The following is a 20,294-nucleotide window of genomic DNA, read 5'->3' on the forward strand; positions in this document are numbered from 1 at the left end:
CCTTACATCGCCTGGAAGAGAGCCTGATCCAACTGCGTACTGGTCGAAATCACCTTAGTGTTCGCCTGGTAATTACGCTGGGCGGTCATGAGATTGACCAGTTCGTTGGTAATATCCACATTGGAGCTTTCGAGCATGCCGGAGGAGAGCGTGCCGCAAGAGCCGGAGCCAGGCGTACCAATTAGCGGCGTGCCGGATTCGCCCGTCTGTACCCAGGCGGTGCCGCTTACCGCTTCCAGTCCGTTCTCATTCGGGAAGGTAGCGAGCACGACCTGCCCCTGCAGCATGCGTTCGCCGTTGCTGTAGGTGGCGTAAACTTTACCGTCATCATCCACCTGCACGCCGTTCTGCGTTGCCGAGGCATAACCGGTTGCGGAGTTGGTTGTCACCGAGAAATCAGAGCCGTACTGAGTACAGTCTGAGTAATCAATGGTCATCGAAATCGGCGCAGCGTCATCAGTAGTGAACGTGATGGTTTGCGGTGTTGTTGGCGATGTCAGCTTGCCGGTATTTGGGTCGAAGGTCAGCGTGGTCGGTGGGACGCCGCTCTGCACCTCACCATCAAAGGTGTACTGTACTTCCCAGGTGTTATCGGCGGTTTTGGTAAAATACTGGCTAACCGAGTGTTCGTTACCCAGCGAGTCATACACAGTGGTGGTGTAGCTGTCGGTATAGGTATCGCTGTTGTTCGCGTCAAACGGTACGCTGGTGCGATCGATCGTTTCATCACTGGCGTCAAAGTTTGCCGTGAAGGTCATGCTATCGGTGGCCTGCGCCGGGATGTTGCCGGTTTTAATCTGGATGTCAGTGACGGTACCGGTTTGCAGCGTGCCGCTGTCATCAACCGGATAACCTTGCAGGTAATCACCGGACGCATTGACGATATAGCCGTTTTTATCGGTCACAAAAGAGCCGGCACGCGTATAGGAAATATTCCCTGCGCTATCGCACATGACGAAAAAACCATCATCGTTAATGGCTAAATCCAGCGCGTTGCCGGTTGAAACCATCGAGCCACCGGTGGAGATACTTTGTGCGGAACCGGCCACGCTCACGCCCATCGCCTGCGTCCCGGCGTACATGGCGGAGAACTGGGTGGTCATTGATTTATAACCCACCGTACCGGAGTTAGCGATGTTGTTACTGATGCCGTCCAGTTGTTCGTTGACGGCGTTTAGCCCCGTCGCTGCAATTTCATAACTCATTGTTTCTTCCTGTAATATTAACTAAATCAGAGCACCATATTGCTGTTGGCGTTATCGCTTCCGTCGTCAGTATCTGGCGGCGTGGTGTCATCGGAACCGCTGGTTCCGTCGGTGCTGTCCGGTACGCCAAACTGGGTGATCATGGTGAATGGCACTTCGCCAACGCCGTCAACGTTGAGCACCGGCGTGCTGCCATCAAGCGGAATACGCACATCTTCCACCTGGCCCGTCACCTCGATCGGCACTTCCTCTTCCCCGGTATTGGTCACCACGGAAACGCTGTAATCGCCCGGCGGGATGCCGTAATCCGCAGGATTGATGTCGAAGTCCACCTGGCCGGGTCCGACGGAGGTTTCACCTTCCGGAATCAGCGACACGGTGTAGTCATCACCCGCTTCATCGGTAAAGTGCAGATCCACATCGGTACAACTGTCATCCAACGTGACGCGCCCCTGGATCGCCTTGCTGTTGTCTTCGATATCCAGCGAGGTGGTTTGCACCATAATGTCGTCGCCGACCATATTTCCCAGCGCCATCACCTGGATGTTGCTCATCAGCACGGCATTGGTGTTGGCCTGGACGCTCATCTCTTCCATCATCGCCACCTGCGCCATTGAGGAGAGCTGATCGATATAGGCCGTAGGATCGGTGGGATCGGTCGGGTCCTGGTTTTCAATTTCAGCCACAAACAGCGTCAGAAACGTGTCGACCGCCGAGGTTTCGGTGGACGTGGTGGTTGTTGTGGTGCTGCTGGTGTCGCTGGTATCCGTCGTTGACGACGTTGTCGAAGAACTGCTGTCTCCCACATTAGTGCTTTGCGCCGTGGCGCCGACGTTATTTTCAGCAACCGCCGTCATCTTCTCCTGAGAAGAAGCCAGCGCCTGAGATTGGGCATACAGAGCCAGGGTATTCATTACACTTCTCCCAGTTTGAGTAAGCTTTGCTGCATACTTTTGACGTTATTCAGCACATCAACGTCGGTTTCAAAATCACGTGATGCGGACATCATGTCAGCCATTTGCTCGACCACGTTGACGTCCGGGTACCAGACAAAACCGTTCTGATCCGCCATTGGATGATGCGGCTCATAACGCTTTACCGCCCCGCCGCTTTGCATGACGTCCTGCACTTGTACGCTGGCGCCATCAATGGCGTGACGGTTATGTCCCCCTATCAGGCTATTGTTGTAAACCGCAGCAAAAACCGGGCTGCGCGCCTTATAGGCCTGCGCCTCGCTGCTGGCAGGAGATTCCGCATTCGCCATGTTGCTGGCGACGGTATTCAGACGGATGGTTTGCGCCGTCATCGCCGAACCGGAAATCTGGTAAATATCAGTAAACGACATGGTTATTTCCCTTCAATGGCCTCTTTGATGCCGCTAAGTTGCAGATTCAAAAAAGTCAGACTGCTTTGATAATCCATACTATTTTGTGAAAACCGGGCCTGCTCGGTATTCAGCTCTACGGTATTGCCATCCTCTGAAGGCTGCATCGGCACACGGTATTTCACGTCAACCTCGGGCGGAACATTTGTACGACTTGCCCGTTGCATCTCGGCGGCAAAATCAATATCTTTGGCTTTGAAATTTGGTGTATCGACGTTTGCCAGATTCGCAGTCAGTAGCTCGGTCCTCTCAAGACGTAACTTCACTGCCAGCGGATGTACACCCAATGCCTGCTGAAAACTGATTCCCATTTCTTGCATCACTCCTGCGTAGATATCGCTGTTATTAGCAATATGCATGCCAACTTTTAAGTGATTGATGAGAAATGACTTTATGAAAAGACACCCTCACAGAAGGAAGCCCTCTTTCCTCTTTGCCGTGGAAATGATGCTGGCTATATGCTGTGGCTTACCCGCACATGCCGCCGTCCATCCCATTCAGCACAGCGCCCGGGAACAGATCAACGCGCGGGTTCTCGATGCCGCCAGTCATGAAATTGACGCGCTGGCGCGCAAACAGCAGTGGCGGGACTATCGCTACACGTTCAATATTTATATTCCCTCCGCCGTGAGTACCAGCGCGCTATGCGCGTCGGCGCCGCAGGTTACCTCAAGCACATCACCGGAGATGGTCCTGTCACGAATGAACTTTGTGGTCAGTTGTCCGGGCAGCAATGGCTGGCAATTTAACGTGGCGGTACGCCCCGATGTGTCGATTCCGGTGGTCATGCCAAAGTCGTTGATTGCGCGAGATACGGTAATCACCGCCGACGACCTGCAGCTTAAAAAATTCAATATCAGCAACCAGCGCGAAGGGTTGATGACGAATATCGATGAGGCGATTGGTCTCACCAGCAAGCGCGCCCTGCAACCGGGCAAACCGATTACCCGTAGCGAGCTGGTACTGCCCGTACTGGTCAAACGCGACCAGCCGGTGATGATCGTCTCCCACATGGCCGGGATCACCGCCTCAATGCCGGGCGTGGCGTTGAAGAATGGTCGTAAAGGGGATGTGATAAAAATTCGCAACAGCAGCAGCCAGCGGATCATTAGCGGGATGGTGGACGATACCGGCGTGGTCACCACGCTGACGGCGGAATAGTGCGGGGATTTTTTGTGATGGGATTAAAGTTTTCCTCTATTGCCGTCGCTTTTAGCCAATAACAGATAACCAACCCAACGGAATATGTACGAGGTTGCTATGAAAATTACCCCAACTCTGCCAGGCAATCGCCCTGCATCGACAACCGAACAGGCGCGTGCAGACAAGAGCAGCGTGCAGACGAGCGCGTCCAGTTCCGCATCGCTTTCCGCCGACGATATTACTCAGGCGGGATTACAAACGGCGCAGCAAACGCTGAACAGTGATACGCAAAGTGACGTTGATTACGACAAAGTGGCGCAAATGCAGGCCATGCTGGCCTCAGGCGATTTGCAGGTTGATACCGATCAACTGGCTGGGGACATGCTCAGCTTTTTCCAGAAATAAGAGGCTACAACAGTGAGTACCAGGCTACAGCAGGTGAAAACTCTGCTTCAGGGCATCCGCGAGGACGGGACGCGGTATGACGCGCTCAGACACCAGTTGGAACAACAACGTCTGTGTATGATCCGTCGCGACAGCGACGAACTACTGGCCGTCAATGAACTTATTCAACAGCATTATGAGCAGTTGCAAAACAGCAGCCAACAGCGCCGGTCGCTCCTGCAACTGCTGGGCGTAAGCGTCAATCGTGCAGGGATAGAACAGGTCTTTAGCTGGCTGCCGGGCGTGCAGAAAACTGCCGCAGAGGGCTGGTGGCAAAGCCTTGAGCAAAAAGCGAAACGCTGCAAGATGTACAACGAAAAAAACGGCGATCTGCTGATCCGCCAGTATGAATTTATTCAGGCTTTTTTAGGCACTGAGCCCGATTTTATTTACCAGCGCTAAAACTTCCTTCCCTGACGCGGAAACCGACTTTCCGCGCCTCATCTAACCAATTGATATAATTACAATTAAAATTCAGGCATGGATATTGCACTGTCATAGCCAGATTTTGAACATTGGGATTACTGAGAACACATTATGAGTATGATTGATTGTTACGAGCCTGACTTTGTCCGGTTGTTTTTATCCCACCATCCGGATTCCGCTTTACTGGTCAACGTGCGCTGGAAAACGGAAGTTCGTCAGAGTCTGGTCTTAACCGATCCGGCCAGCTGCCAGGCTGCATTAGGCGATCCCAATGCCTTTGTCTTGCATCATTCAAAATGTGCGGCCGCCCCTGACAGCCCGACGTTATCCCCACGCGATCAGGTATTGAATCAATCTGCTCTGAATACCATTACCCTGCCAGGCTTGTCACCGGAGCTGCGCCTCTATGCGCTGGGCATCATGCTCTCTTTTTGTGAGAAATGCCCAGACAGTAGCGATGCGACGCTGGAAAAGCTGGCTTCGCTACCGCAGGTGCTGGCTGATCATGCGCAAAGTGGAAAACTGCAGGAGCAATTCGCACAACTGCCCAGTCTGCCCCAGTTGCAGCGGGAAATGATCACCCAAATGGGCAACTGCGATTTCAATTGGGAACTGTTGCCGGAAAGCGCGCGTAAGCTGACCTTGCCCCTGCAGGTAAGCCTGCTGATGCTGCAAGATGCTAACAGTGAAGCCTTGCTCCAACAGCAATTGCATGATCAGTGGTTAATGACCTGGGAGCGCTATTTCGCGCAGGATGCCTGGATTTTCAGTAACTATCTGATTTATCGCCTTTATCACGATACCTTCCCGCAACATGACGATGAAAGCGCGCTCCTGCGTTTCTTCTGGCTGGTCGCTGACGTCTTTATGATTCGTACACTGTTTTGCCTGTGGACACTGGACGGTTCCGCATTAAGCCACGACGAAATTTATGCCCTTTTCGCGCTGTTTGAAGCGTGGCGCAATAGCGAGCATGCCATCTCGCTGCGCCAGCATATTGTGAACATATTGCCGGGAGACCCTCTGCTCTCGGCGTTTTCCCTGATTACACGTTAGCACCTGTTGACCGGGTGAATGCCCGGTCCTTTTTCGAACCGCGAATACACATCACCATGCCTGAAACCTCTAAAGCTCGTTCCGCCCTGACCGGCATTGTCAAAACGCTGGAAACTGGCCGTGAAAAACCGTTTGTCAGCGTCATTACCCCAACGTGGAACCGCGCCGCTTTCTTACCCTATTTACTGTATATGTTCCGCTACCAGGATTACCCTGCCGACCGCCGGGAGCTGGTGATCCTCGATGATTCCCCGCAAAGCCATCAGTCGGTCATTGACAGGCTGACGCAGAATCACCCGGAGAAATTTAATATTCGTTATATCTATCATCCGGAAAAACTGACGCTGGGCAGAAAGCGGAATATGCTCAATGCGCTGGCGTTAGGTGAATATATTCTGTGTATGGATGACGATGACTATTATCCGGCGGATAAGATCTCTTACACCATCGACATGATGCAACGTCATCGGGCGTTGATTTCGGGTTCCGATCAAATCCCCATCTGGTATAGCCATATCAACCGCTTGTTTAAAAGCCGCAGCTTTGGCCCGCAAAACATTCTCAACGGCACCTTTTGCTACCATCGCAATTATTTGAAAAAGCACCGTTACGATGATGAATGTAACTTAGGCGAAGAAGAAGGATTCACCAATCAATTCACCGTGAATCCACTGCAATTGCCGGGCGAGCGCACCATCATTTGTATCTCGCATAGCCAAAATACGTTCGATAAAGACTTTGTATTGGGAAGCAGCGAGCCGCAGGAAACCACGCTGGCACAGGCGGTTACCGACCCAATGCTAAAAAACTGGTATCAAAGCCTGCATAACGCCACGCATCATCAACCGATCCGCTGGGATTACATTGATCAGGTGGTGATCGTGAATCTGGATTCGCGCCCGGATCGTTTAGCGCACATCCAGCAAGAGCTGTCGTTTCTTAATTTCCCCGCGGAAAAAGTTACCCGACTGGCCGCATTAGTAGCAACCAATGGCCAGATTGGTCGCCGTCAGTCCCATATGCAGGCGCTGCAACTGGCGCAGCGTCAGGGCTGGAAAAATTACCTGTTACTTGAAGATGACAGCGTGATCCTCAAGCAGGAAAAGCATATTCGGGTACTCAATTCGCTCCTGAGCGCGTTACCTAGTTTTCCGTGGGAAGTGGTCATCCTCGGCGGAGAAATTAAGCAAGGCAGCGAACTGAAAAGCCTGCAGGGCATGATCCATGCCCGCGACTGCAATAAAGTTTGCGCCTATCTGGTAAACAGCCGCTATTACCCGACGCTGGCTCAGCAAATGGAGCATGACCTCTCCGACACCCTCGAAGGGCAATGGCAACCGCTGCTACGTGAAGGAAAATGGCTCTCGTGTTATCCGAGCATTTGTTATCAGCGTGCGGGATATAGCGATATCGAAAAGAAAGAAACCGATAACATCGGCTACTACTTCAATAAAATTAATAAAAAACCCGAGACCGTCAACGCGCTGGTAAGCAACTCGCAACCGTCAACTTCCACTCATATCGATGCCATTGGCTTCTATATGGAAACATCGCTGCATTACACGGTGTACCGCCCCATTATTAGCGCGCTTCAGGCGATGGGCCATTCTTGCTCGTTGTTGGTGAGTGACAAAATACACAAGTCGTTTCTGGATGAAATGACAGCGACGATTAAAACCATTAACGACTCCGCGCTGGGCGGAACACGCCTTTCTACGGTCATTGAGCAACGCCAGCGTTTCAAATGCCTGGTAAGCCCTTACTACACGCCGTTGCTAAACGGGCTGGCGGATACCCATGTGCGTGCCATGTATGGCCTGGCGAAAGAAGAGTGGAACCATGCCTGGTGGAACGCTTTTTATCATCGCATCCTGTGCTACAGCCACTATAGCCAGCACGCGCTTGATATTGGCGGCAGTGCAAAAGTGGTCGGCAATCCCCGCTTCGATGAGTGGCACAACCACACTTTTGATAATACGTTGCCAAGCAGCCTGAAGCTCAATGCGAAAAAACAGACCATTCTGTATGCCCCTACCTATGGCGCGCTAAGCTCGCTGCCCCATTGGGCGGAACAGCTCGGTCGCTTAAGCCATGAATATAATATCGTCACTAAATTGCATCATGGCACCCTTCACAGACCGGAGGAAACCGCCTCTCTGGCGCTGGCGCAGCGCTATTTAAAGAACAGACTCGACGACCCACAGCATCTGCTGGCGCTTATTGCACAAGCAGATTACATCCTGACGGACAGCAGCGGCTTTATTTTTGACGCTATTCATATGAATAAACGCGTCATTTTACTGAGCTGGCCAGGTATGGCTTCGCTATTGGATGGACAACAAAGTTTCTCTACCCCTGACAGTGCCGATCAACGTATCCGTGACATTCTCCCGGTGGCTCAGGATATACAGGCGTTACGCAACGCGCTCTCCGACGCGTTTGATTGGGCTGCGTTGGAAACGCCGTTAGCTGAGATTCGCCGCCACTATTGTGATGCATTTATGGATGGACAGGCGGGGAAAAGGGCAGCTCAGGAAATCGTAAACCTCATCGAGGCGTCGCCCCAACAACACAGCAATACGTTGCTGATAAGCCTGCAACAGAAGTTATTTAGTTGATAACACAGTAATTGTCGCCAGAGATGAATCTATGCCAACGCCTTTAGTGAGTATTATCGTCACCAGTTATAACCACGATGCTTTCCTTGAAGAGGCGCTGGATAGCGTCTTTAACCAGACGTGGAAAAATATCGAAGTGATCATCGTCGATGATGCGTCTACCGATCGGTCTGTTGATATCATTAAAAAATATCAACGGAAATATAATTGCAAAACGATCCTACGCGAAACTAACTATTATTCGCAGAAAAATAAAATTGGTGATAAACCGATCATCGAGGCAATGAATATGGCCTCGGGTAAATATATTGCTGTCGTCGACTCTGATGATCTTATCGTCCGCACCAAAATCTCCCATCAGGTTAATATTCTCGAGAAAAATCCACATTGCGTCATGTGCTATAGCGCCATTGAGGTCATCATGCCTGATGGCTCGCGTTTTCCCTACAGCGACATATTCCTTGATGGCGATGTTTTTCATCATCTTCTGGTATCTGGCAATCTCAGTCTTTATATCGGATCGTTAATCCGCCGCGAGGCGTATCTGAAGTTAGAACGCTCCGATCCTGAACTGGTACAGGAAGACTGGGATATGTTTCTGAAACTTTCCCGCCAGGGGCATTTTATTTCATCCCGACGTTTAGTGGCTTACTACCGTCGCCATGACAACAACACCTGGTACAGAAAAGATAACAGCAAATTAATGTACCAAAACCGGATGATGATCCTTAATCAGTGGAAACATGAAGAGGCCTGGGTAGACGCGATGAACAGCCGCTGGAAGCAGTATGCTCATCCCGACCATACGCTGATCAAAGAAGATATTGACGAACTGCTGCTTAAACAGCCAACCGACCCCTTGCTACATTTCCAGGGTTTTATCGTGGCCATTCACCATAAAGACGTCAGCAAAGCACAATATCATATTGTTCAGGCCATCATCTATTGTGATAGTCGCCTGGAAATATTACCTCAATTATATTTTGCCGCGTTAAAAAGTATTACTGATAAGAAGATCAGAAGCACGCTCCTTACCAGTCTGAAAACCAGACTGCCAGAACACTATCAACAGATTAGTGAAAAATTCCCTCAGGACCCTCAGCAATGAAACAAGCAGATCATAACCTTATTACGGTCACCAAACCTTTCTTGCCTCCACTCGAGGAGTTTATGCCGTATCTGCAAGAGATTTGGTCAAGTAAGCAGTTAACCAATAATGGCGTCATGCATCAACTGTTAGAGGAAAGGTTAGCGTCTTACTTGAACGTTCCTTATATCTCACTGTTTTGTAATGCGACTATCGCGTTAATTGCTGCAATGCAAACGCTGAGAATTAAAGGCGAGGTCATTACCACCCCTTATTCTTTTGTTGCCACGACTCATAGCATTCTGTGGAACCAATTAACGCCAGTATTTGTTGATATTGAACCACACAGCTTTAATATCAACCCGCACCTGATTGAATCGGCCATTACCCCGAAAACAGGGTTAATTATGCCGGTGCATGTCTACGGCCAAAGCTGTAACACCACTGAAATAGAAAAAATATCCAATAATTATGGTATTCCCGTCATTTATGATGCGGCACATGCTTTTGCAGTAGAAGATTGCGGCGGAAGCATTCTACGTCATGGCGATCTTTCGGTCCTCAGCTTCCATGCAACAAAAGTGTTCAATACTTTTGAGGGTGGCGCCATCGTCAGTTACGATAAAAAAACAAAACAACGGATCGATTACCTGAAAAACTTTGGTATTGCTGACGAGTTAACCGTTGTCGCGCCAGGCATCAATGGAAAAATGAATGAAATCCAGTCGGCTTTTGGTCTCTTGCAATTAAATTATATTGATGAGGCGATAGCCAGGCGCCAAAAAATCGCTCGCTGTTATCGAGAGCAACTCGCCAATACGCAAGGGATCGTTATACCTGACAGCAATGCCAATCTTAAGAGTAACTACAGTTATTTTCCGATCCTGGTGCGCCCCGACTATAAAATGTCGCGAGACGCGTTATACGATCATCTCAAAAAACATAACATTTTAACACGGCGTTATTTCTACCCGCTGCTGTCGAATCTTAACATGTACAAAAACATGTCTGGCGCCAATAAAGAGACGCTGCCCGTGGCGAACCAAATCGCCGAACAGGTGCTGTGTCTGCCGATTTATCCTGATATGACCCCCGAAGAACTCAGCACTATTATTGAGCTCATAACAGTATGATCAATGTACTTATCTTCCCTGCAGGGACCGAAATTGGCAGAGAAATTTACCTGTCCCTACGATACGAAAAAAACGTAAATCTGGTTTTAGCCGGGGCGGATTACGATAGCCATGCCCGACATTACACCAGCGAGTACCATATCGTACCTGACGTTACGCATTGCAATTGGTTACCCACATTGCAGGCATTAGTGCTGCAAGAAAACATTAATTACATTTTCCCGGCACATGATGAAGCCATTCTTGCCTTGTCTGAAAACCGGGATGCGCTGTCTGCCACGGTACTCTGCCCATCGCAAGAAACCTGCCAGATTACGCGTTTTAAAAGTAAAACATATCAGGCTCTCACACAGTCAATTCCCACCCCGCAGATCTTTAACGACGTTACTGAGATAGAGCAATGGCCCGTTTTTGTTAAACCAGATCGCGGTCAGGGTGCGCAGGGAACAGCGCGTGTTGATACCCCTGCCATGCTGGCATCATTACAGGCAGAAAGAGATGATCTGATTGTTTGTGAATATTTAAGTGGGGAAGAGTTTACGGTTGATTGTTTTTCCGATCGCGCTCAGGGATTACTGTTTTGCCAACCTCGCATACGCTCACGTATACGTGCCGGTATTGCAATGACCTCAACCTTAGTGAGTCTGCCGGAAGTGGACGCTTACGCTCGCGCTATTTCGCAGCAATTGCAGCTCCACGGCGCATGGTTTTTTCAGTTGAAGCGTTCTGCCTCAGGTACTTTGACATTACTGGAAGTCGCGCCGCGTATTGCAGGCACAATGGCGCTTAATCGTGCCAATGGCGTTAATTTCGCCATGCTGACGTTGTACGAAAGTATGCGGGTAAACGTTAAATTGCACCCGCTCAGTAAAAACCTGCAAATTACACGTAGCTTAACGAATCACTATACGCATAATTTCACGTTTCGACATGTCTACATCGACTACGATGATACCGTCGTCATCAAAGATAAACTCTGCGTGCCTGTCTTCACTTTTCTCTGCCAATGTCTGAATCGCGGGATAAAAATTCATCTCATTACGCGTCATGCCGGTGACATTTATGCTGAACTGGCGAAACGGCGGATTAACAATTTCTTTGACACCATTACCCACTTGGGTAAAAACGATAAGAAAAGTGATTACATTGACGAGGCCGACGCCATATTTATCGACGACAGTTTCTCTGAACGACAGGAAGTTAATTCGGTCACCGACCTCCCTGTCTTCGACATCAGCATGCTCGAACTATTAATATGTGAATAACATGAAGAAAAATATTATATTTTTGCATCTCGAAAGTCTCAATCACACGATCTTTAACAATCGCCAGTGGTTTCCTTTTACGAATAAAATTTATAACCAGTCGCTACGACTCAATAATTTCATTTCTACTGCCACCTCCTCACTGATGGCATTTAGCGATCTCTTGCATGGTGATGACAATACGTTAGAACATAACACCCATCTCGAAGAAAACATCTCCATCCATCGTCACGGCCCCGCGCTTTTCGACGTTTTAAAGCAGCACGGATACACCGCTGCTGGTATGGGGTATCCCAAAAACTGGGCAAATGTGGATACCATCTGGAGTGAAACGGATACTTTTAATTGGTATGACAGCGCGAAAATAATGCAGGCTGAAATGCAGCAGGTCATTTCCCGCCCGGAGCCCTTCGCGCTCTATCTGTGGAACCTCAGTAGTCATCTGTGTTATTACGATGATATCAAAAGAGGGGGCAGTAACAGCCTCGAACGCTGGCAGCGTGGCTACCAAAGTATGGATTTAATGGTCGGTCAGACCATTAAGATGTTGATGGAAAACAAAAAGCTTGATAATACAATGATTATCGCCTTTGGCGATCATGGCGATGACTTTTGGGGGCACGGATTTAATGGCGGTTATACGCATGGTATTGAACCCTACACGCCATTAGTTCATACCCCAGCATTTATTTTCTGTCCAGGCATGAAAGCCGTTGATTTAAACCATATGGTCAGTATGGTCGATATCTATAATACAGTACTGACCTTACTTGATATTACACCTGCTGAAGGTATTGAAAAACAAGCTTTCGCATTAACGCCACAACGCCGTTTTTGTTACAGTCGTAATCTATTTGCACAACAGAAAAGTCAGTATGGCGGAAGTCCACTCAAGAAAGGGTATGCCATCACTTCCGAACACTTTCACTTAATGAAGGTCGATAATCAGCTAAAGATGTTTTTATGGAAGGCTGACCCGGCAAATCATTTTGATATATTACCCTTAATTAAATATAAGAAATCAGGAGAAGCTTACCTTGATCTTGATAAAGCACATCGGCAACGTACTGGCGGCATTCATCCGCATATGCAGCATTTTTTCTCAGCCGACATGGTACCGTTGATTGTGCAACATATTGATGATATGAAATTACAGCTGGATGTGTGGATAAAAAATAAAAACAAGATGAAACCGGAAGAATAACCCAGTCCACGAATTTTTTATTTGTATCCCTTCACCACCTCAATAATCGAGGTGGTGGATATCGATGGTGTTCTGGGAAAATAGACCACTTCGCACAGGTACGACAAACTATCAAAGCGTCCTGCCCAGTCATCGCCCATCACCAGCGTATCAGCGTTAAACTGGCGAATATAATCTGCTTTTTTCTCCAGCGACTCTTCGAGAAACACGCTGTCCACGCATTTTAGTCCGGCAACAATCCCCATGCGATCGCTTTGGCTATAAACCGGCATCCGGCCTTTTTTATGCATATTTAGCGCATCTGAGGAGACGCCGACAATCAGCCGCTCCCCCAACTGCCCGGCGCGTTCAAGAATACGCAGGTGCCCAATATGAAAAACATCAAATGTGCCGAAAGTAATGATCGTTTTCATACCAGTCCCAGCGTCTTCTGTCTTAGCCAACATTGCGCGGCGATTTCATCTACGGCTTTTTGCTCTTTTACCTGCGCCTCATTGCTCAGCGCGTAACGCTTATCTGCCAACGTCATGGCGACAATTTTCTCTTCACAAGCCGCGGCGACCAGATTTTTTTGAATACGCTGCTCTTTGATTTTAGCCAGCGTTTTTTCCTGTTCCTGCCAGGCAATAACCGTGCGTAGCGTGCCTTTGTATCCGGTCACGTTTTTGAGTGATTCAACCGAAGGCGCCTCAACGCCGGTGCCAGTTTTTTGAATAAGGTAACCCAGCGCTTTGATGTTATTGTCAAAGCCGGTACAGACCTGCTGCTGTTTAGCCAACTGGACCGTCATATCTTTGACTGATTTATCCCGCAGACGCTGCAACTGCGCCAGGGTATCAATAATTTGCCGCATGATTATTTACCTTCCGTTTTCTTTGCCTGGGGGAAAAGGGCCTGTAAACGACTTTGCACCAGTTCAAGTGACGCGGGTTCACTTACCTCCTGACGCAGGAAACGCTCAATGGCGGGGAACACTTTGACGGCTTTATCAACGCTGGGATCGGCTCCGGCAACATAGCCTCCCAACGGGATCAGCGGCTTAATTTCCATATAGGCGGCATAGTTTTGCTTCAACAGACGGGCCGATTGCTGATGCTCGTAGGGCGTAACCTGGGTCATGCATCGACTGATCGACTGCCCAATATCAATGGCTGGATAATGCCCGGCTTCCGCCAGCTTACGGGTCAGTACGATATGTCCATCCAACACCGCGCGCGCGCAGTCAACGATTGGATCCTGTTGGTCGTCCCCTTCCGCCAGCACCGTGTAAATGGCGGTCATTGACCCTTCACTTTCACTGTTGCCGGCGCTTTCCACAAGCTTAGGGATCATACCGAACGCCGAGGGCGGATAGCCTTTCGTCGCCGGAGGTTCTCCCAATGACAATGCGATCTCACGCTGCGCCATGGCATAACGGGTTAACGAATCCACCAGCAATAAAACGTGATGCCCACGATCGCGAAACCAGGCGGCGATAGAGTGGCACAGCTCGGTGGCTTTCAAACGCATCAACGGCGACTCATCCGCCGGAGCCGCCACGATAATGGATTTTGCCAACCCTTCCGCGCCCAGCGAGTGATCGATAAACTCTTTCACCTCGCGGCCACGCTCGCCAATTAACCCCACCACCACGATGTCGGCCTTGGTCTGGCGGGTGATCATCCCCAGCAGCACACTTTTTCCCACGCCGCTGCCAGCCATCAACCCCACGCGCTGGCCTTTGCCGATAGTTAATAACCCGTTGATTGCTTTTACACCAACATCCAGCGGTTGGTTCACCGACCGACGCGTAAGGGGGTTGATAGACGGCGCCTGAGGTGGCAGCACGTCATTGCCGGTCAGACGGCCTTTGGCATCCAGCGGTTCACCCAGGCCATTGACCACCCGCCCCAGCCAGCTTTCGCTGATCAGGATCTCCTGGGCTTTTTCTTCGGGGAATACGCGCGCCCCCGCCATCAGTCCGACGGGGTGTTTGAAGGGCATCAGGTAGGTGATATCACGATTAAATCCCACCGCCTGCGCGTCGATCAGCGTATGGTTTGCGCTTTCAATACGGCACAACTGACCGGTTACCAACGGGCAGCCCACGCTCTCCAGCAAAATGCCGTTCACGCGAACCAGTCGCCCGGCAACCCGGGCTAAAGGAATCGACTCAATAGAACGCAGCGCGTTGTCGAAGCTGGAAAGATCACTCACCCGTCGGCTCCGGCAGCAGCGACTCTTTAAGTGCCGACATACATTGCTCGAGGCGATGCTCGCAGCCAATATCCAGCTCGGATTTATCGGTAATCACCCGACACTCGCCCGCCTGTAGATCGGGAGAGGGAGTCAGTCCCCAGGCAGTGACCTTCTCAGGCGCGACATCTTTGATGCGGTTAAATTCTTCGTTACTCAGCAGCACCTGTAGCGACTCAGGCATCGCCGGAAAGGCCGAAATTGCCTCTTCGACCAACGATAATAGCTGCGTCGGTTGCAGCGCCAGCTCACAGCGAATCACCTGGCGGGTCACCTTTTCAACCAGCTGCAACAGGTCTTCCCGCTGTTTACGCTGGACGTGCGCCAGATAGTCATTCACTTTGCCGGAGATAGCCTCCAGCGGCTGGGCGGCGCGTTCAAACTGCTTGCGCCCTTCCTGCTGTCCGGCCAGGCTGCCTTCAGTGTATCCCTGACGACGACCTTCATCGTGCCCCTTCTGATGACCTTCCTGAAAACCCTGCTCCTGGCCTTCGGTCATCCCCTGCTCAAAACCTTTTTGCAGCCCTTCCTGGAAGCCGTCCATCAGTTGGCGCTGATAATCCGCCGGAGTAATCCCCGGCGTGAGCTGTTCAGCCTGTAGATGGCGCTGGCGAGGAGGAAAACGATGCAGCCGGTAACGACCACGAATGGTTTCAATCGCCATAGGTTACTCCGCCGTCTGTTCAGCAAACAGCTGTAGCTGTATTTCACCCGCTTCCTCAAGTTCGCGGGCAATTCCCATGATTTCACGGCGTATCTGCTCAATACGGCTCACCGGAACCGGACCAAGACGTGAGGTTATCGCCTCCAGTTGTTGTACCTGACGCTTAGGCATCACGGCATAAATCGAACGGCGTAACAGCGCTTCAGTACCTTTCAGTGCCACCGCCCAATCTTCCATCGGTACTTCGTCCAGCAGACGACGACGCACTTCGTCAGTTTGGCGGCTCAGAATAAAGAAGTCGTACATTTCATCCTGCAACTGTTCGAGCACATTTTCATCGCGTTCGCGCAGTTGATCGAGAATCACCTGTTGATTTCCCTGGAAGCGGTTCACGATATCCGCAGCCTGCTTGATCCCTTTCACTTTCGAGCCATGTTCAGAAAGCACCGACAGCCCACGCTCAATCAAACGATCCAGCTCATCCACCACGTCCCTGTTCACATCGTTCAGTTTAGCTACGCGATAGAGGATCTCGTTTTGCACTGACTCATTCATGTAAGACAGTACCGTGGCCGAGATCTCTGGCGTCAGGAAGGCAAGAAATACGGCCTGTAGCTGCAAATGCTCTTCTGAGATCAGTATCGCCAACTGGCGCGGCTCCACCCACTGTAAACGCGCCATCCGCGAACGGATCTCATCGCCATAAATACCGTTGATCACGCTGCTGGCGATTTCTGTGCCCAGCGCTTTATTGAGGATCCCTTGCAGCATGGAACGCGATGCGCCGTTGATACCGCTTTGTTCGCGGAATTCATCAAAAAAGTTATTGATCACTTTTTTAGCTATGCTGGTTTTTACCCCAGACAGACGCGCCATGTTTTCACTCAGACGAACCACCTCTTCGCGGCTGAGTTTTTGCATCACCGTGGCTGCCGCCTCCTCGCCCAGACACAGCAATAAAATTGCGGCCTGTTCCAGATAGCTATTGTTGCTGCCGTTATTTATTGTCAATTCGCTCATTGCTGGTAATCCATTGTCTGAGAACTTCAGCTACGCGATCGGTGTCGCTCATCGCCAGTTTTTGCAGGAACTCCAGCTTCACTTCCAGACCGGAGCTCTGCGAAGGCAGGCTATCGTCACCAGGGAAAGAAGGCAGTTCGATATTTTTACGTTCATCTTCAGCGGCCGCAAAATGGGGTTTGTCCGCAGGAATCGCGATCGGTGCGGCGTCCAGCGCCAGCTCTGGCGCCGACGTCCGGCGACGTTCGGCGGTCAACCGTTTCATGACCGGGCGAACAACAAACAGCAGCAACAGCAGAGCCAACAGACCGCAGCCAATCAGACGCACCCAGGCCAGAATGTCGTCATCCTTCCAAAAGGGGACCACCGGCTCGACGGGGATCGACTGCGGCACAAAATTAAGCAGCGATAAAGACAGATTGTCGCCACGCCTGGCATCAATCCCGGCGGCGTTATTCAACAGCGCCGTCAATTGCGTGGTTTGCTCCGGTTTCCAGTTCTTCAACGCAGGCGCGCTCTGGTTAAGTACCACAGCCACATTTAAACGTTTGATGTCGAAACCGGGATGCTGGATATGTTCAACGCTACGGTCCCAGGAGTAGTCGCGTTTGTTCTCGCTATGCTTTGACAACGCAGCGGGCTGGTTAGATTCCTCTGGCGCGCTTCCATTGGCGCCATTCGTCACTTGATTTGCCGCCACTGGAGGACGGTTACTCAGCGAGCCGGGGATCCCCATGGCGATTTGGCTGGTATCGCTATCGAGTACCGTCTCTTCACGGTTAACTTTTGGCGTGTCGCCGTAATGCTCCTGGGTTTCGTCGATATTGCTCAGATCGAGATCCGGCATCACGCTCACCCGGTAGTTGCCAGTGCCGACCAGCGAGTCGAGAACGTTTGCGAGGCTGGCGCGGGTCTTATCCTGAATATCTTTAAGGATCTGGTCGCGCTTACGCGTCGCCGCAGAAACCGCTTCACCCGCGCCAATACCGTCGGACAATAAATTCCCCGCCTGGTCGACAACGCTGACCTGCGAAGCTTTCAAATCAGGCACGCTGCCGGACACCAGGTGCACGATAGCATTCACCTGGTCCAGATCCAGCTTGCTGCCATAATGCAGACGCACCACCACCGAGGCGCTGTTTTGCGGCTCGTCGCTGACGACAAAGGAACTCTCTTCATTCAGCGCCAGATGCACTCGGGCGCTCTCGACGGCGTCCAGCGTCATGATGCTCTGCGCCAGTTCGCCTTCCAGGCTCCGCTTGTAGCGGACGTTTTGCACAAACTGACTGGCGCCCAGCACTTCATCTTTATCCATCAGTTCATAGCCGCTGGGCAGCATGGCCTGAACGCCTTTCGCCGCCAGCGTCATTCGCGTTTTGGACAAGTCCTCTTCCGGAACCAGAATTTGTCCGCTTTGCGGATCGATGCGGTATTCCAGCTTTTCACCATCCAGCACGGTGACGATCTGCGAAACCGGGATATTTTCCTGGCTACCGTACAGCGAAACATAGCCGTGGTTGCCATTCCATAGCACGCTGACAATAATGGCGGTAGCCGCAACAGCCGCTGCTGCCAGTAACGCCAGACGTTTATTACCATCCAGCCTGAAAGAGAACGATGGTAAAAACTGAGTAACTTTTTTTATTAGTTCATTCATAGCGTTAGACTGACATGCTCATCAGGTCATTGAATCCGGAAGCGACTTTATTGCGTACCTGCACCAGCGCGGAAAACGATAACGATGCCTGCTGGCTGGCGATCATCGCCCCCGCCAGGTCGTCGCTTTTCCCCATCTCAATGGCCGTTTGTTTTTGTTCCGCAACCTGCTGGAACCGATCAACATGATTCAGCGCCCCTTGCATAACGCGGTCGAACGAAACCGGAGATGATGCCTGCTGGGCGTTAACCTGCATCGGCGAAAGGACGGGCGCTTGCGCGACCACTTTCATCTGCTGCATGTCCTGCATCATTTGCGTCTGCATCGTACTGGCTGGGGCTATCGTATTTATGCTCATGACCTACTCTTAAAATTAGAAAAGCGTTCTCGGTACCACAGACTGATTCAGGAAAAGATCTCTATTCCCTGTTTTCGCATTGATGCCAGACGATAACGAAGCGCACGTGGGGTGATTCCTAATAAATCAGCGATTTTGGTTTTATTACCCTGATATTTGCGCATCAGGTCAGCGATATATTGATACTGCGCGCTACGACCATGCTGGCCCAGATTGGCGCTGGTGGTGATTTGCGCGCTGGGTTTAGGTTGCCATTGCGGCTCGCTCCAGGAATCGGACTCAATAGATGGCAGACCTAACGTATCTGGATAAATAACGCCATCACGATTAAGGATCATTCCTCGTTGAATCGCGTTCTCCAGTTGGCGTACGTTACCCGGCCACGCATAGCTGAGTAATGCCCGGCGTGACGATTCAGAAAGCTTGATATTTTTTACCAGCACCGTGGAGTATTTTTTAATAAAGGATTCCGCCAATGGGATAATATCTTCCATACGCTCGCGCAAGGGCGGCATTGTCAACGGAATCACTGACATGCGATAATAGAGATCTTCTCTGAAGCGTCCTGCCGCAACCTCTTCTTCAAGGTTTTTATTGGTGCAGGCAATTAAACGAAAATTTAATTTGATGAGACGGTTACTGCCTAAACGCTCAACCTGTTGTTCCTGTAATACGCGCAGTATCTTGGCCTGTAGCGCCAACGGCATATCACCGATTTCATCCAGTAATAATGTACCGTTATTAGCTAATTCCATCTTTCCCGGTACGGTGGCCACTGCCCCGGTAAACGCCCCTTTATCATAACCAAAGAGCGTGGCTTCCAGCATATTTTCAGGAATAGCAGCGCAATTCACACCGATATAAGGCGCCGACGCCTCCTGCGCAAATGCAATCGAGTGGATAAATTTGGCGATACATTCTTTACCCGTACCGGTTTCGCCATGGATAAGTACTGGAACATTAAAAGCAGCAATACGTCTTGCCATTGAAAAAACGTTAATGCTGGAGGCTGCTTCGGCAATAAGTTCAAACATGATTATTTACACTTAGAAGTAAAGTTAACATCCGTTACGAGAAATATACAAATCATTCCAAAGCACAATCATCGAATAATAGATATCACCCGTGCCATGTCTTAATCCCATCCTTGCTCATGTTTTACCGCCCTTTCACAGGGCAGCCCTATCGGAGACTATTTTCAAATAGGGTTTTTCCTAAAAAAATACTATCACCGGTATCATTAACAATCTTAAATTAAAAGATAATAAAAATATTATTCCTTGAAAAACAAACAACTACAAGAAAATCCGCATGAAAAATAGACAGCAAGATAACCCTACGCAGCGACAGACTGTAGGCGGGCAACATCACGGATGTGTAATTAATTATTTTTTA

21 protein-coding genes are annotated in these 20,294 nt (G+C 50.3%); 9 read left to right on the top strand and 12 right to left on the bottom strand.

Annotated elements, in window-relative coordinates; genetic code table 11:
• Positions 1–2: 2 nt before the first annotated feature.
• Genes flgE through flgB form a run of 4 tightly spaced genes read right to left on the bottom strand, consistent with a single transcriptional unit; the run spans position 3 to position 2,900 of the window.
• Positions 3–1,205, bottom strand: a complete 1,203-nt coding sequence (gene flgE / locus OGV69_RS15805) for a flagellar hook protein FlgE (protein ID WP_069323860.1) — start codon at positions 1,203–1,205, stop codon at positions 3–5.
• A gap of 26 nt (positions 1,206–1,231) precedes the next feature.
• Positions 1,232–2,119: a flagellar hook capping FlgD N-terminal domain-containing protein gene (locus tag OGV69_RS15810; protein WP_038637623.1), complete on the bottom strand. Its 888-nt coding sequence runs from the start codon at positions 2,117–2,119 to the stop codon at positions 1,232–1,234.
• Positions 2,119–2,550: a flagellar basal body rod protein FlgC gene (gene flgC / locus OGV69_RS15815; protein WP_006685942.1), complete on the bottom strand. Its 432-nt coding sequence runs from the start codon at positions 2,548–2,550 to the stop codon at positions 2,119–2,121. The genes OGV69_RS15810 and flgC overlap by 1 nt, the downstream gene beginning before the upstream one ends.
• A gap of 2 nt (positions 2,551–2,552) precedes the next feature.
• Positions 2,553–2,900 carry a flagellar biosynthesis protein FlgB gene (flgB, locus tag OGV69_RS15820; RefSeq protein ID WP_042310529.1) on the bottom strand — a complete coding sequence of 116 codons (348 nt, stop codon included), beginning with the start codon at positions 2,898–2,900 and terminating at the stop codon, positions 2,553–2,555.
• 82 nt (positions 2,901–2,982) lie between these two features.
• On the opposite strand from flgB, the gene flgA reads away from it, so the two are divergent.
• The 9 genes from flgA (at position 2,983) to OGV69_RS15865 (ending at position 12,965) form a co-directional block, all read left to right on the top strand.
• Entirely contained in the window at positions 2,983–3,750 is a 768-nt protein-coding gene (flgA, locus tag OGV69_RS15825) for a flagellar basal body P-ring formation chaperone FlgA (protein ID WP_051594502.1), read from the top strand.
• A 99-nt stretch (positions 3,751–3,849) separates the two neighbouring features.
• Entirely contained in the window at positions 3,850–4,137 is a 288-nt protein-coding gene (gene flgM, locus OGV69_RS15830) for a flagellar biosynthesis anti-sigma factor FlgM (protein WP_038643000.1), read from the top strand.
• 12 nt (positions 4,138–4,149) lie between these two features.
• Positions 4,150–4,578: a flagellar protein FlgN gene (gene flgN / locus OGV69_RS15835; RefSeq protein WP_038637617.1), complete on the top strand. Its 429-nt coding sequence runs from the start codon at positions 4,150–4,152 to the stop codon at positions 4,576–4,578.
• 135 nt (positions 4,579–4,713) lie between these two features.
• Positions 4,714–5,658 (top strand): hypothetical protein, encoded by a 945-nt coding sequence (locus OGV69_RS15840; RefSeq protein WP_038637614.1) that lies wholly within the window; start codon positions 4,714–4,716, stop codon positions 5,656–5,658.
• 56 nt (positions 5,659–5,714) lie between these two features.
• The gene (locus OGV69_RS15845; RefSeq protein WP_069323859.1) at positions 5,715–8,276 is read left to right on the top strand and encodes a glycosyltransferase; all 2,562 of its coding nucleotides are present in this window, start codon (positions 5,715–5,717) and stop codon (positions 8,274–8,276) included.
• Positions 8,277–8,307: 31 nt separating this feature from the next.
• Complete coding sequence (locus OGV69_RS15850) at positions 8,308–9,384, top strand: glycosyltransferase family 2 protein (protein WP_069323858.1); 1,077 nt, start codon at positions 8,308–8,310, stop codon at positions 9,382–9,384.
• Positions 9,381–10,496 (top strand): DegT/DnrJ/EryC1/StrS family aminotransferase, encoded by a 1,116-nt coding sequence (locus tag OGV69_RS15855; protein ID WP_069323857.1) that lies wholly within the window; start codon positions 9,381–9,383, stop codon positions 10,494–10,496. Before OGV69_RS15850 ends, OGV69_RS15855 begins: the two co-directional genes overlap by 4 nt.
• Positions 10,493–11,761: an ATP-grasp domain-containing protein gene (locus OGV69_RS15860; protein WP_069323856.1), complete on the top strand. Its 1,269-nt coding sequence runs from the start codon at positions 10,493–10,495 to the stop codon at positions 11,759–11,761. The genes OGV69_RS15855 and OGV69_RS15860 overlap by 4 nt, the downstream gene beginning before the upstream one ends.
• A 1-nt stretch (position 11,762) precedes the next feature.
• A complete protein-coding gene (locus OGV69_RS15865) occupies positions 11,763–12,965 on the top strand; it encodes a sulfatase-like hydrolase/transferase (RefSeq protein WP_038637600.1) in 1,203 nt (400 codons plus the stop codon).
• Between the two features lie 17 nt (positions 12,966–12,982).
• Here the strand turns inward: OGV69_RS15865 and OGV69_RS15870 are convergent, their stop codons facing one another.
• Genes OGV69_RS15870 through OGV69_RS15905 form a run of 8 tightly spaced genes read right to left on the bottom strand, consistent with a single transcriptional unit; the run spans position 12,983 to position 19,933 of the window.
• Positions 12,983–13,378, bottom strand: a complete 396-nt coding sequence (locus tag OGV69_RS15870) for an FAD synthase family protein (protein ID WP_038637597.1) — start codon at positions 13,376–13,378, stop codon at positions 12,983–12,985.
• Complete coding sequence (fliJ, locus tag OGV69_RS15875; RefSeq protein WP_069323855.1) at positions 13,375–13,818, bottom strand: flagellar export protein FliJ; 444 nt, start codon at positions 13,816–13,818, stop codon at positions 13,375–13,377. The genes OGV69_RS15870 and fliJ overlap by 4 nt, the downstream gene beginning before the upstream one ends.
• 2 nt (positions 13,819–13,820) lie before the next feature.
• Complete coding sequence (gene fliI, locus OGV69_RS15880) at positions 13,821–15,161, bottom strand: flagellar protein export ATPase FliI (protein ID WP_069323854.1); 1,341 nt, start codon at positions 15,159–15,161, stop codon at positions 13,821–13,823.
• Entirely contained in the window at positions 15,154–15,864 is a 711-nt protein-coding gene (gene fliH / locus OGV69_RS15885) for a flagellar assembly protein FliH (protein WP_038637585.1), read from the bottom strand. The genes fliI and fliH overlap by 8 nt, the downstream gene beginning before the upstream one ends.
• Before the next feature lie 3 nt (positions 15,865–15,867).
• Complete coding sequence (locus tag OGV69_RS15890) at positions 15,868–16,884, bottom strand: flagellar motor switch protein FliG (RefSeq protein WP_038637583.1); 1,017 nt, start codon at positions 16,882–16,884, stop codon at positions 15,868–15,870.
• Entirely contained in the window at positions 16,862–18,541 is a 1,680-nt protein-coding gene (gene fliF / locus OGV69_RS15895) for a flagellar basal-body MS-ring/collar protein FliF (protein ID WP_069323853.1), read from the bottom strand. The genes OGV69_RS15890 and fliF overlap by 23 nt, the downstream gene beginning before the upstream one ends.
• 4 nt (positions 18,542–18,545) lie before the next feature.
• On the bottom strand, positions 18,546–18,899 hold the full coding sequence (gene fliE, locus OGV69_RS15900) for a flagellar hook-basal body complex protein FliE (protein ID WP_069323852.1): 354 nt from the start codon (positions 18,897–18,899) through the stop codon (positions 18,546–18,548).
• A 47-nt stretch (positions 18,900–18,946) separates the two neighbouring features.
• Complete coding sequence (locus OGV69_RS15905) at positions 18,947–19,933, bottom strand: sigma-54 interaction domain-containing protein (RefSeq protein WP_038637572.1); 987 nt, start codon at positions 19,931–19,933, stop codon at positions 18,947–18,949.
• Positions 19,934–20,294: the final 361 nt, after the last annotated feature.

Source organism: Citrobacter sp. Cc139 (assembly GCF_030334645.1).
In the GTDB taxonomy this organism is placed as follows: Bacteria; Pseudomonadota; Gammaproteobacteria; order Enterobacterales; family Enterobacteriaceae; genus Citrobacter; species Citrobacter werkmanii.